The sequence below is a fragment of the Clostridium sp. genome, from assembly GCF_040797585.1.
Classification (GTDB): domain Bacteria; phylum Bacillota; class Clostridia; order Clostridiales; family Clostridiaceae; genus Clostridium_Z.
This window is the reverse complement of record NZ_JBFNEO010000071.1, coordinates 1-12,348: the sequence shown is the minus strand read 5'-3', so window position 1 is coordinate 12,348 and position 12,348 is coordinate 1. Positions and strand designations below refer to the sequence as shown.

General features: G+C 29.3%; 14 protein-coding genes and 1 tRNA gene. 3 read left to right on the top strand and 12 right to left on the bottom strand.

All coding sequences use genetic code 11. The features are described from left to right. The coding region (locus AB2369_RS06520) for an MBL fold metallo-hydrolase (RefSeq protein WP_367665670.1) at window positions 1-381 on the top strand (381 nt) is incomplete at its 5' end. 247 nt (window positions 382-628) lie between these two features. On the opposite strand, the gene AB2369_RS06515 is transcribed toward AB2369_RS06520, so the two are convergent. The 9 genes from AB2369_RS06515 to AB2369_RS06475 form a co-directional block, all read right to left on the bottom strand. Next, entirely contained in the window at window positions 629-2,314 is a 1,686-nt protein-coding gene (locus AB2369_RS06515; RefSeq protein WP_367665669.1) for a Mur ligase family protein, read from the bottom strand. Window positions 2,315-2,460: 146 nt separating this feature from the next. After that, window positions 2,461-2,631 (bottom strand): DUF362 domain-containing protein, encoded by a 171-nt coding sequence (locus AB2369_RS06510; RefSeq protein ID WP_367665668.1) that lies wholly within the window; start codon window positions 2,629-2,631, stop codon window positions 2,461-2,463. Between the two features lie 492 nt (window positions 2,632-3,123). After that, window positions 3,124-3,327, bottom strand: a complete 204-nt coding sequence (locus tag AB2369_RS06505) for a heavy-metal-associated domain-containing protein (protein WP_367665667.1) — start codon at window positions 3,325-3,327, stop codon at window positions 3,124-3,126. Window positions 3,328-3,339: 12 nt separating this feature from the next. Further along, a complete protein-coding gene (locus AB2369_RS06500) occupies window positions 3,340-4,245 on the bottom strand; it encodes a stage 0 sporulation family protein (RefSeq protein WP_367665666.1) in 906 nt (301 codons plus the stop codon). A 6-nt stretch (window positions 4,246-4,251) separates the two neighbouring features. Further along, entirely contained in the window at window positions 4,252-5,184 is a 933-nt protein-coding gene (locus AB2369_RS06495) for a DNA polymerase III subunit delta' (RefSeq protein WP_367665665.1), read from the bottom strand. Between the two features lie 24 nt (window positions 5,185-5,208). Then, window positions 5,209-5,535, bottom strand: coding sequence for a cyclic-di-AMP receptor (locus tag AB2369_RS06490; protein ID WP_367665664.1), 327 nt, complete (start codon window positions 5,533-5,535; stop codon window positions 5,209-5,211). 127 nt (window positions 5,536-5,662) lie between these two features. Continuing rightward, complete coding sequence (gene tmk / locus AB2369_RS06485; RefSeq protein ID WP_367665663.1) at window positions 5,663-6,298, bottom strand: dTMP kinase; 636 nt, start codon at window positions 6,296-6,298, stop codon at window positions 5,663-5,665. Window positions 6,299-6,351: 53 nt separating this feature from the next. Then, window positions 6,352-7,761: an aminotransferase class I/II-fold pyridoxal phosphate-dependent enzyme gene (locus AB2369_RS06480; protein ID WP_367665671.1), complete on the bottom strand. Its 1,410-nt coding sequence runs from the start codon at window positions 7,759-7,761 to the stop codon at window positions 6,352-6,354. Between the two features lie 11 nt (window positions 7,762-7,772). Further along, the gene (locus AB2369_RS06475) at window positions 7,773-7,985 is read right to left on the bottom strand and encodes a sigma factor G inhibitor Gin (RefSeq protein ID WP_367665662.1); all 213 of its coding nucleotides are present in this window, start codon (window positions 7,983-7,985) and stop codon (window positions 7,773-7,775) included. A 298-nt stretch (window positions 7,986-8,283) separates the two neighbouring features. On the opposite strand from AB2369_RS06475, the gene AB2369_RS06470 reads away from it, so the two are divergent. Continuing rightward, on the top strand, window positions 8,284-9,438 hold the full coding sequence (locus AB2369_RS06470) for a M20 family peptidase (RefSeq protein WP_367665661.1): 1,155 nt from the start codon (window positions 8,284-8,286) through the stop codon (window positions 9,436-9,438). Window positions 9,439-9,446: 8 nt separating this feature from the next. Here the strand turns inward: AB2369_RS06470 and AB2369_RS06465 are convergent, their stop codons facing one another. After that, entirely contained in the window at window positions 9,447-9,953 is a 507-nt protein-coding gene (locus AB2369_RS06465) for a hypothetical protein (protein WP_367665660.1), read from the bottom strand. A gap of 302 nt (window positions 9,954-10,255) precedes the next feature. Between AB2369_RS06465 and AB2369_RS06460 the strand changes: the two genes are divergently transcribed. Continuing rightward, window positions 10,256-11,170, top strand: coding sequence for an LD-carboxypeptidase (locus AB2369_RS06460; RefSeq protein ID WP_367665659.1), 915 nt, complete (start codon window positions 10,256-10,258; stop codon window positions 11,168-11,170). Between the two features lie 14 nt (window positions 11,171-11,184). On the opposite strand, the gene AB2369_RS06455 is transcribed toward AB2369_RS06460, so the two are convergent. Both AB2369_RS06455 and AB2369_RS06450 read right to left on the bottom strand, forming a co-directional pair. Beyond that, on the bottom strand, window positions 11,185-12,108 hold the full coding sequence (locus AB2369_RS06455) for an NAD-dependent epimerase/dehydratase family protein (protein WP_367665658.1): 924 nt from the start codon (window positions 12,106-12,108) through the stop codon (window positions 11,185-11,187). Between the two features lie 108 nt (window positions 12,109-12,216). Continuing rightward, window positions 12,217-12,290 (bottom strand) — tRNA-Cys (locus AB2369_RS06450). Window positions 12,291-12,348 lie beyond the last annotated feature (58 nt).

The window sequence follows — 12,348 nt, the reverse complement described above, 5'->3', positions numbered from 1 at the left end:
GGAGATAATCTTATATTTATAATTAACTGTGATAATGTACGCTTGGCTCACTTAGGAGATCTAGGCCATAATCTTGATACTGAAACTATAAAACTTTTATCTAATATTAATATATTATGTATTCCTGTAGGAGGTAACTTTACTATAAATGGCGAAACAGCTGCTAATATATGCAAAAAAATATGTACTAAGATAATTCTTCCTATGCATTACAATACACTTACTAATCCATCCAATATTAGTGGTGTTGATAAATTTATTCTTCATATGGGTAACGGAAGAAGGCATTCTTCCCCATATATTGATATAGAAGAATATGAAAAAGCTATTAACACTGTAATTCTTCCTGAGAGCATAGCATCAAGACCTTTAGAAATATAAGACCACTGGCAAATATCAGTGGTCTTATACTTTTCTCTAATATAATTTTTGTACATTCTTTTATTTATTTGAGACACTTAAAAATAAAAATCTATATATTAATAAGATATATAACATCTAAATTTCTCTTCTATACTCATATGGGATAACCCTATGAGATAAGCAAAACTTTTACTATTATTTTTCACAAATATATTTTTGTGCTCTACAAATAAGATTCTTTCTAAAAGGCATTATATTTATATTTTTAATGATAAAAATCCAACCTATCTTCTATTCTTTCTAGTCCTTCTTTTTCTACATAATTATTTATAACTGGTATTATAACATCTAAGCATTGAGTAAAAAGTATTATAACTTCATTATCTAAGGCTTTTTCCATAGCATAACTTATAGCATTTTCCTCTTCATAAATTATACTTATATTATTAAACCCAAGTTTCTCTGCTCCATTCTTTAATAAATTGGCACTTTCCCCCTTTTCTCTTCCTCTTAAATCCTTCTGTTCCCTTATTATTATCTCATCACTATATTTTGCAGCAATAGTTCCCAGTTCCTCAATATATTTGTCTTCTCTATCTCCAGCAGCTGCAACTATTGCTGTTATTTTATTGGGATTTAAATTCTTAGCTATAAAAAATACCTCTTCAAAAGCTTCTCTATTATGACCATAATCTAATATGATCTTAAAATTCTTTATAGGCAGTATGTTTTGCCTACCGCTATTTGTTCTTAAATCACAATTAATGTGATTTAATGCTTTAATTATATTCTTTAATGGGAAATATTCCTTTAATGCAGCTATGCTACACATTATATTTTTTATATTACTTTTTGATATTCCCTTATGACAAAAAACTAAACTTTTTATATTACAAAGTCTATGTTCTTTTTTATCATGAAAATAAGTTATAAAATCATTCTTTATGTATATTGCTTCTCCATTATTTTTTATATGTTGTTTTATCACATCATTAAAATCTAAAGAAAAGTAACATACATTATATTCTTTATCCTTTATATGTTTATATATATACTCATTACAAGGAAGTATTGCCTTCCCACCTTTTTTTAACGCCTTAAGTGTTAAAGCTTTAATTGCAGTGAGCTCATCTAAATTTCTTACCCCTGACATCCCTATATGATCCTCTGAAATAGATGTAATAACTGCAATATCTGACTTAGAATATCCAAGTCCCCTCTTTATAATTCCTCCCCTTGCGGTTTCAAGGACCGCCATTTCAACTTTTTTATTCTCTAATACCATGTGAGCACTAAAATATCCTGTGGTATCTCCACTCTTTATTTTCTCTTCCCCTATATATATACCCCCTGTTGAAGACATTCCACTAAATTTGCCCATATCTAGTATGAGCCTATGTATTAATCTTGCTGTAGATGTCTTCCCATTAGTCCCTGTAATTGTTATTATAGGAATATTACCTATATCATTATTCCTAACATATGAAAATAAATCATCTATACTTTCACTAAATTTATCATTAAAGTTAGATTCGTTTATATCAATGCTTCTAAATCCATATCCTATTTGAAGTACATCTTCATCCTTCTCAATAAATGATATATTCTCATAAATCAATTTATTTATTATATTATCTACCCACGAATATTTTTTATATCCCCTAGCTTTTCTAATTATCCCCTTTTTTCTTTCACCTCTATTTAGTGCTTCTATTAGCTTTTTAGCTATATTATGGTTAGTGTATGTTAAATAAAATATATAGTCCTCTTCTTCTACTTTTATATTTTCAATACTTTCTCTATATCCTAATATAGCGCTTATATTTATATATTCATTTATTATATTATGCATTTCATATATACTAATATATTTTTTAAAAGTAACCTTGCAAAGTCTTCTTTTACCTCCTAGGTTATATCCATCCATAAATTTAAAGGAATTTATAATCATAATATATCACTCCTGCTTTAATAGAATAAATTCAGCTAGAATATTCTGGATGGTAATTATTATACCCAGTATTATAGTGTATATTTATAATTTTATAAAAAAAAGAACCATCTATAATTATATAGATGATTCTTTTAAGAGCTTTATTACTCTTGAACTGGAGCTCCTACTGGGCAAACATTTGCACAGTTTCCGCAATCGATACAAGTGTTAGCATCGATAACGAATATAGCATCTCCTTGGCTTATAGCGTTTACTGGGCACTCTGCAGCGCAAGCTCCGCATGAAACACAAGCATCATTAATAGTGTATGCCATACTAAAACACCTCCTAATTTATAAAACTTAAACTTGTCCACGTTTATTTTATCATGTTTATATTTTTTTTAAAAGGCTTTTTTATTATGAATTCTATTTTTTTGTCATCATTATTAAATAATAAAACTTATTATTCTACAATGCTAATGCGCTATATTCCTTATACTGGATAACTTAATCTTATATATATAATAAAATTAAAAAGACTAAATTTTAAAGCACTAGCCTCCTTAAGAAATTATATAAATAATATTAAGATGGAGAGAAATATTTCTCATAGAACGAATCTTCCTTCAGATAGTGTTCTTTCCACCATCTGAAGGTTAGATAAGTTAATCTAGGGGGCGTGGCAACTGTTATCCCCCACCTTTTAAGAGGATGGTGTGTTACAGCTCCTAGCCATCAGATAAATTCCACCTTAACATTAGAATCCCTTTATTTATGTTTAACGAAATACATAGACTTACTTATTAATTGACTTTTAAACATACACTATATAACTGTATATCCTAGGTTTTCAATTGACTCTATTATATCATCTATAGTAACAAAATAAGTATCAAATATTATTTGAGCTTCACCCTTAGCTTTACTTATTTCACAAGCTATAACCCCTTCATTACTTGAAATAGCTCTTCTTACCTTATTTACATCTTCTATAGTATTCATGCTGCATATTTTTAGTACGGATTTCATTGTGTATCCCCCTTAATTACCCTTAAATAAATCCTTTATAAGTTGCTTATCTGTAGAATCTTCCACAACAATTTTAATATCCTCTTCATTAACAGTACCTTCATAGCTTCCTGATACTAATGTTATATCGTCAATCTTGAATTCTTCGATATATTCCTCATCATTTTTTCTAAGTTTTACCTTAAGTTTCTCTTTTATTATACTATTTGAAACAACTTCTCCTTGCCCATTTTCTGTCTTAACCACAGATCCAACCTTTGGCATTATTTTTCTTATTCCTTCATATATATCTTGTTCATAATTTAAACAACACATAAGCCTTCCACATATACCTGATATCTTAGTTGGGTTTAAAGAAAGATTTTGTTCCTTAGCCATTTTTATAGAAACTGATGCAAAATCTCCAAGGAAAGAAGAGCAACATAAAGGTCTTCCACATGGTCCAAGTCCACCTATCATCTTTGCTTCGTCTCTTACCCCTATTTGTCTAAGTTCTATTCTAGTTTTAAATATTGTAGCAAGATCTTTTACAAGATCTCTAAAATCAACTCTTCCCTCTGCCGTAAAGTAAAATATTACTTTATTATTGTCGAAAGTATATTCTACATCTATAAGCTTCATTCCTAGTTCATGCTCTGATATTTTCTTTAGGCATATTTGAAAAGCATCTTTTTCCTTTTCTTTATTATTCTTATGCTTTTCTATATCTTCTTCTGTTGACACCCTTAATACATTCTTAAGTGGCGCAACTATTTCTTCATCTGAAACCTCTTTAGGTCCGATTACGCATTCTCCAAACTCAATACCTCTTGCTGTCTCAACAATTACATAATTGTCTTTCTTAGCTTCGGTACCTGCTGGATCAAAATAATATATTTTTCCCGCTTTTTTAAAGCGTACTCCTACAACTTTTATCATATTATATTAAACCTCCAATAAGTTAAGTAAAAGAACATCGAAGGTAGTTACTGCATTGACATTCTTTTTTAAAGTCTCCCTAGTATCATTTATATTGCTTATTATATTGTTTAGTTTTTTGAAGGAAAGTTTATTTGAAAGTATCTTTATATCTTGAAGCTTATCTTTATTTAATATAAACTCCTCACTTTCCATATCTTTGTATATTAGAATGTCCCGTGAAAAAAATAATATATTATCTAACACTTCATTATAGTGGTTCTTATAACTACTAGTTATATATTTTACATAGTTAACCACTATATTAATGTCCTTTGAGGTTAGATCATTAAAAAGTTTAACAACAAAATTCCTTATGTCGTTAAAAATATTATCATTTAAAAACCTATCTATTCTGCCAGGTATTCCATTACTAAAAGCTAATAAAATATCCTTTTGCTCATCTGTAACCTCTATATGATTTACCCTTATATATTCTAGTAGCTCATTTTTATTTAACCTATTAAGCTTATGTACTTGGCATCTAGATCTTATAGTTTCTAATATATTTTGTAAATTTTCACATAAAATAATTATGTGTACCCCACCTGGAGGCTCCTCTATGGTTTTTAAAAAAGCATTCTGACCTTGAGTTGTAATTTTATCCCCTTCATATATTATAATTACTTTTTTGTCTCCCTCATAGGGTTTTTTATTTATTTCTTCTATAAATTTTCTTATATCATCAACACCTATACTTTTTTTATCAGGTGCAAAACTCATTATATCAGCATAATCTCTATCCACTTGTTTCCCTAGTATCCTTATTGCAAGTTCTCTTGCAACTACACTTTTTCCTATGCCATCCTCTCCTACTATAAGATGGGCATGAGAGAGTGAGTTTTTCTCAACTGCTTTTCTTAGACTTTCTCGTATTGCATTATGTCCTATTACCTTCATAAATATCACACTCTCTCCCTTTAATTAAAACTTAACAAATTTATCTACATCAACTACAAATATAGTGGCCCCCCCCACTTCAACCTCAACTGGGAATGGAACATATACACCTGCTCCTCCTGTTGGAAGGGGAGTGGATACTACCTGTTCTCTAAGTTTGCATGTGTCTTCAATGATGCTTATTACATTATCTACCTTTTCCTCTTCAACTCCTATCATAAGAGTCGTATTACCTGATTTTAAGAATCCTCCTGTAGTTGCTAACTTAGTAACTCTATGACTAGCTTCTGTTAACACGTCTATTAAATCTGCTGCATCATCATCTTGAACTATTGCAATTATTAGTTTCATAGGGAAACACCTCCTGTTTTTTATATATATTTTACCATATTATAATGTTAAATACATTTTAATTATCTGAAAATTCTTTAATGAATCTTAAACTAACTAATTTGTAGGTAATTAACTAGTTATTTTCTTAAAGAGCTTCTATTATTGTATCTATTACTTTTATGGTCTGCTCAAATACCTCTTCTAATGTTTTGGAAGCATCTATTTCTATAATTCTTTCCTTATGCATTTTAATAACTTTTTTATACCCTTCTCTAACTTTTCTATGGAAATCTAACCCTTCAAGATCTAATCTATTGACTTCTCTGTTTTTATTTTTATTTATCCTTCTAAGTCCCTCTTCGGATTCTATATCAAAATATAATGTCTTATCAGGCATATTGTCACCTATAGCAAAATTATTTATAGTATATATATCTTCTATCCCTATTCCACGTCCATATCCTTGATAGGCTAAAGAGGAATCTATAAATCTGTCACATAAGACTATATATCCTTTATCTATAGCAGGAATAACCCTCTCAGTAAGATGCTGTCTTCTAGCTGCTGCATATAATAGTGCCTCAGTTCTTGGGTCCATATTTGTGTTATTATTATCTAGTATTATATTCCTTATTTTCTCAGAAATATCTATACCACCTGGTTCTCTTGTAGTAATAAAATTTACTCCTTTGTTCTTTAAATACTCACTCACCATATGTAAAATAGTTGTTTTTCCTGCCCCTTCTGGTCCTTCGAAAGTTATGAATAATCCCTTTTTCAACTATATTCGCTCCTTACCTCAATTAAAATGTATATTGATATTTTAACATATTGTTATTTAAGTACCCATACCTTATAATTTTCCATACCCAAAATAGTTACATTATCTTCAATAAGTTCCTTTAATTTATCTATTATTATACTATCAAATCTTTCTCCCATAATAATTAAAGGGATTCCTGGTGGATAAGGTACAATATTTTTTCCACAGATTTTACCTTCAACTTCTCTATAATCCACAGAAATCTTCTCCATAGTTAATATCTCTTCTGGTTTTATTACTAAATCTGGTATATTAAACACCTCTATACTCTTAGTTTTTCCTTTAATATCCTCTATAGTACATTTTTCAAGGACATTATATATACTATCTAATTCCTCCTTTGTATTAAATGGAGAAGGCATTAGAATTACATTGCTTTCATCGCTCATCTCACACTGTATACTATTTTTTCTTAAATATTCTAGTAATCTATGTCCACTAAATCCATCTTTCAAATTTATTACTATTCTACTAGGATCAATTACTATAGACTTATCCTTAAGATTTTTACCACTTAAGGTCTTAAAGAAAGGTAAACTATCTATTTTCTCTCTAATATAATTACATTGTTCTATAAGCCTTTCATATTCTTCCTTTCCATACTCATTCAAATATGCTCTAGCAAAATCTAAAGACATCATAAATGGATAAGATGGGCTAGTACTAGAAAACGCTGAAAAATAAAAGTCTGTATCCTCAATAGATGAATTATTGTTTATATGAAGAAAAGATGTTTGTGTTAAACTTGGTAATGTCTTATGAGCACTCATTACTACCATATCCGCTCCTAGACTTAAAGGATTCTCTGGAATCAGATCACTTATTCCAAAATGTGCTCCATGGGCGCAATCTACTAAAACTTTTATATTTCTCTCTTTGCATAAATCTATTATTTCCTTCAAGTTAACAGAAGTTCCATAATAGCTTGGATAAGTGAGAACTATTCCTTTTATATCTTTATTATTTTTTAATTCATAACAAAAATGCTCCTTATCTATTGTTAAAGGAGCATTAAATTCCTTATTTATTTTAGATCTTACATATACCGGATTAAGCTTTCTAAGTATTATTCCATTAAATATGGATTTATGACAATTCCTTTCCACTAGGATCTTGTCTCCTTCTTTAAAAGCAGAAAACATCATTATAAGATTTCCTGAGGTGCTCCCATTAACTAAAAAGTAGGATTTTTTACTTCCATAAAGATTTTTTAATAAATCTAATGATTCCTTTATGGCTCCTTCTGGGCTATGAAGGTTATCAAGTCCTTCAACTTCTGTTAAATCCCCTCTTAATAGTAATTCATTTAAGTTCTTGTATTTTAAAAATCCTCTTCCCATTTTATGCCCCGGCATTGAAAATGGAGAATTTTTTTCTCCTAGGTATCTTTCTATAGCATCAATTATAGGTGTTTTCAATATATCTCCCCCAATTATTTGGATAAACTTTTACTATAAGGATCTTTGTTTAAATATCTTATAGCTATATGTTTTTTTATACAATCCTTATAGTAATTATAAAAATCAGTATTATAATATTTTAAGTTAACCATTTTAATTTCACATTTACTACATATACATCTACCGTTTACTATTATACCATCAGTTAGAGGTTTTCTACATAAGATACATAAACTTCTGCTCATAAAACTCCTCCTTATAATTAAGTTATTCTTAGCTTAAGATGGATTTTCACGAATCTCTCCAACTAAAGCTTAAAAGAACCTATCCAGGAGCATAACTATCATAACTTATAAAAACATTAAAAGTTCAATTCGATATGTTAGTTATTGGATAAAACTCTAACCTAAATTATTACCTTGTACATTATAGTTTATTCACCTATGATTAAAATCTTGAAAAAATAAATCTACAGTTTTAAACATAAATATATTTTATTTTATAGGATATACTAGCTTTATGAGACAGGAAGGAGGGTTAAATATGAAGCAGGAAATAATAACTTATTTATCTACATGCAGGGAAGAATTAATTGATACTGCAAAATATTTATATTTAAATCCAGAAGAAAGCTATAAAGAACATAAATCTTCAAAATACATAATAGATTTACTAAAAAGTCATGGATTTTGTGTTGAAGAGAACTTCTTAGACATAGATACTGCCTTTAAGGCAACTTTAGGTGAAGGACATCCTAAGATATGTTACATATGTGAGTATGATGCCATTCCTGGTGAAGGTCATATAACTGGTCATAACCTTCTTACCACTATGTCATTATGTGGTGCTTTAGGTTTATCTAAAGTTATTGATAAGGTTCAAGGAACCATTGTTGTTCTTGGATGTCCTGGAGAATATTTAGGGGGAGCTAAAATTACTATGTGTAAGCAAGGTGTTTTTAAAGACATAGATCTTGTTTTAATGGCTCATCCCGATATAAAAACTAATGAAAGTGGAACTTCAAGTGCTATTTTGCCTATAAATGTTAAATACTTCAAAGAAGAGGATGGCTTATCTTATCTAAATCCCTCTGCTTATACTCCATTAGATGCTACTCTTTTAACCTTTAACATGCTTAATGCCCTTGAGAAAGGATTCCATAAAGATGCGACAATAAATGGAGTGCTATCTAATGGTGGATATACTCCATTGCTTATTCCAAACGAATGTGAAAGTAGATTTTATATTAGAGGAAAAAATATGTCTATTGCCGAGGAAATAAATAAAAAACTTAAAATTATAGTTGAAAGTATTAGTTCTTTAATGAGTATGGAATATAAAACTACATTTTATGAGCTTCCTTATGATGAACTTATTACAAATTCAACTTTATCCAGAATATTTTCTCATAATTTAAAGGAAAATGGAATTATAAATATAGGTTCCCCTACAAACACTAATGCAGGCCTTAGCCTAGGTAGCGTAAGTCACCTAATTCCATGTATTCACCCTTATATATCTATAGTAGAAGATCAGTCCATAAAATATGCTACTAAAGAATTTACTGAAGCAACTATATCACCTTATGCTCTAGATATAGCCATGAGGGTTGGTAAAACCTTAGCAACTACTGCTCTTGATCTTATAGAAAAACAAGATTTAATAAATGAATCCAAAACAGAACTAATGAAAAAGTAGTCTCTATATTACTTAGAGGCTACTTTTTTATTTACTATCTTAGTTAATTTTGTTATTAAATTTGAGCTTGGCTGAAAATAAAATTTTCTATATGAATTTCCATCTTTATATATACAGCAGCACTCATTAAATCTAGTTAATGAACAAACATAATACTTTGATGATGATATATTTAACTTCCTTTTTAACTCTTTTGACTTTCCTACAAAAACTATATCTTGTAATTTTATATTTTCTTCAATATCTTGATGTCTATCTTTCAATTTATGAATTATAAGTTGATTTGCTATTATTGAGTATTTATATCTAATCTTACATCTTATAAACTCAAAAGCTATAAATGATACTGTTAATAATATAATTAAAGGATTAGTTACGAACCCTATCTTAAAGTCAAAAACCTTAATATTCTCTATTAAATTAGAAACTGTAATCATAAGGCACATCATAATGAATACTCCAATTATTCTAGGTGCCTTTCTTATTTCTACTGTTTCTTTATACATGGTATTCATGAACCAACTTCCTCCTAAAACTAAATATTCTTCTTACCATAGAGATTATACTAGGCTTTTAATCATTTATCTAATCTTAATCTTGTCCTTTAACCTTTAAATTTCTTAATATTAATTATCTATCTTTCATTATCTTATCTTAAACCTATTTATCTCTAAGAATCATCAAATTTCATTTATTTATGATAGTGTATTTCTTACTTTTTTTATTAACTTTATGATTCATGAAAATAATTAATATTTCTCAATGTATCCTCATATAGTTATTATATATAGTTATTAATTTTGAAAGGATATAGTTTATGCTACCTAAAAGAATCAAGCTAGGTGATACTATAGGAATTCTAGCTCCTTCTAGCCCTGAGGACAAAGATAAAATCAACGAAAAACTCACTTATTTAGAAAAATTAGGATTTAAAATCAAAAAAGCTCCTCATCTTTATGATAAATATGGTTACTTAGCTGGAAGAGATGAAGATAGAGCTTCTGACTTTATGGATATGTTTTTAGATAAAGATGTTGATATGATAATGTGTCTTAGAGGTGGCTATGGCAGTATGCGTATGCTCCCTTTAGTTAACTTTAATAAACTTAAATCATGTAATAAAATATTTATAGGTTATAGTGATATAACCCCTATTCTGAATACATTATATTCTAAACTTGGTTTAGTTACCTTTCATGGACCAATGGCTACTACTGATTTTACAGATAATTTCACCCTTGAAAGTCTTTTTAATACTCTAATACACGGTGTAGGCTCTTATGATATATGTAATCCTAGCCATATACCTTTATATTCATATGGTAGCTGTAATACAGAAGGTATATTAGTAGGCGGAAATCTTTCTTTAATATGTAGTACTATAGGAACCCCTTATGAAATTGATACAAATAATAAAATACTATTCATAGAAGAGGTAAAAGAAGATATATATATTATAGATAGGATGCTATGCCAATTAAAACTTAGTGGAAAGCTAAATAGATGTCGTGGTTTTATATTAGGTCAATTTAAAGATTGCGTTCCTTCTAAGGAAGATTCATTCCAACTAGATGAAATATTCTATCAGCATATCTTTTCGTTAAATAAACCTGTTCTATGGAATTTTATGAGTGGTCATGATAACCCTAAGCTTACTCTTCCCATTGGTGCTAAAGTACGATTAGATATTAATTCAAAAAAGATTTCTGTTCTCCATGGTGTTGTAAAATAATAAGGACATAAGTTTTACTTATGTCCTTTTTCTATATAATAACTTATAGTTTCTTTTATTCCTTCTTCTAAAGAATACTGTGGTTTCCATCCACATGCCTCATTTATTTTCTCATAACTCATATAACTATGTAATATATCTCCTGCTCTCTCTTCTCCATATATAGGTTTCATGTCTTTATTTAATATACTACATACCATATTAAACAAATCATCTATAGAAATCTTAGAGTTTGTAGAAACATTATATATTTCATTATCCAACACTGTTAAAGCTTTTATATTAGCTTCTACTACATCCTTAACAAAAACAAAATCCCTTGTTTGCTCTCCATTACCAAATATAGTAGGTACTTGATCTTCAAGTATTCTTTCACAGAATATAGCAACAACGCCACCCTCACCTGTGGAATCCTGTCTTGGTCCATATACATTAGCATATCTCATAATAGTATAGTTTATTCCGTACAAGGCCTTATATACCTTTAAATAATGTTCTAAGGTATGTTTTGTAACCCCATATCCACTCATCATATCTAAAGGATGTTCTTCATCTATTGGAAGATAACTAGGCTCACCAAATATGGCTGCTGATGCCGGATATATAACTTTTTTTACCCCATATAATCTGCAGCATTCTAATAAGTTAAGTGACCCTAGTATATTTATATCCGCATCCTCTATAGGATCATCTACTGACTTAGGCACACTTATTTGAGCTGCATGATGACAAACAACCTCAGGTCTCTCAGTTTCAAATACTTCTTTTAATTTTTTATCTCGTATATCTAAATTATAAACCTTAGCTTTTAAATTTACATTCTCCATTTTCCCATGTGAAAAATTATCTAAAATTACTACATCATGACCATTTTCTATAAATCCATCTACTATGTTAGAACCTATAAATCCTGCTCCCCCTGTTACTAAAACCTTCATATTTTCACTCCATTCTAATATCTAGGCTAATTAAAACATAAGATAATTATAAACTAATTAAATAATAATGCAAATAAAAAAATCTAGTAACAAAGTTACTAGATTTTATGGAGGCGCCACCCGGATTTGAACCGGGGATAAGGGTGTTGCAGACCCGTGCCTTACCACTTGGCTATAGCGCCGTGATGGTGGCTCGAGCAGGAATCGAACCAGCGACACGAGGATTTTCAGTCCTCTGCT

Coding starts and splice junctions, on each gene's coding strand:
- AB2369_RS06515 (WP_367665669.1), bottom strand. CDS start 2,314: ATGATTATAAATTCCTTTAAATTTATGGATGGATATAACCTAGGAGGT.
- AB2369_RS06510 (WP_367665668.1), bottom strand. CDS start 2,631: ATGGCATACACTATTAATGATGCTTGTGTTTCATGCGGAGCTTGCGCT.
- AB2369_RS06505 (WP_367665667.1), bottom strand. CDS start 3,327: ATGAAATCCGTACTAAAAATATGCAGCATGAATACTATAGAAGATGTA.
- AB2369_RS06500 (WP_367665666.1), bottom strand. CDS start 4,245: ATGATAAAAGTTGTAGGAGTACGCTTTAAAAAAGCGGGAAAAATATAT.
- AB2369_RS06495 (WP_367665665.1), bottom strand. CDS start 5,184: ATGAAGGTAATAGGACATAATGCAATACGAGAAAGTCTAAGAAAAGCA.
- AB2369_RS06490 (WP_367665664.1), bottom strand. CDS start 5,535: ATGAAACTAATAATTGCAATAGTTCAAGATGATGATGCAGCAGATTTA.
- AB2369_RS06475 (WP_367665662.1), bottom strand. CDS start 7,985: ATGAGCAGAAGTTTATGTATCTTATGTAGAAAACCTCTAACTGATGGT.
- AB2369_RS06470 (WP_367665661.1), top strand. CDS start 8,284: ATGAAGCAGGAAATAATAACTTATTTATCTACATGCAGGGAAGAATTA.
- AB2369_RS06465 (WP_367665660.1), bottom strand. CDS start 9,953: ATGAATACCATGTATAAAGAAACAGTAGAAATAAGAAAGGCACCTAGA.
- AB2369_RS06460 (WP_367665659.1), top strand. CDS start 10,256: ATGCTACCTAAAAGAATCAAGCTAGGTGATACTATAGGAATTCTAGCT.
- AB2369_RS06455 (WP_367665658.1), bottom strand. CDS start 12,108: ATGAAGGTTTTAGTAACAGGGGGAGCAGGATTTATAGGTTCTAACATA.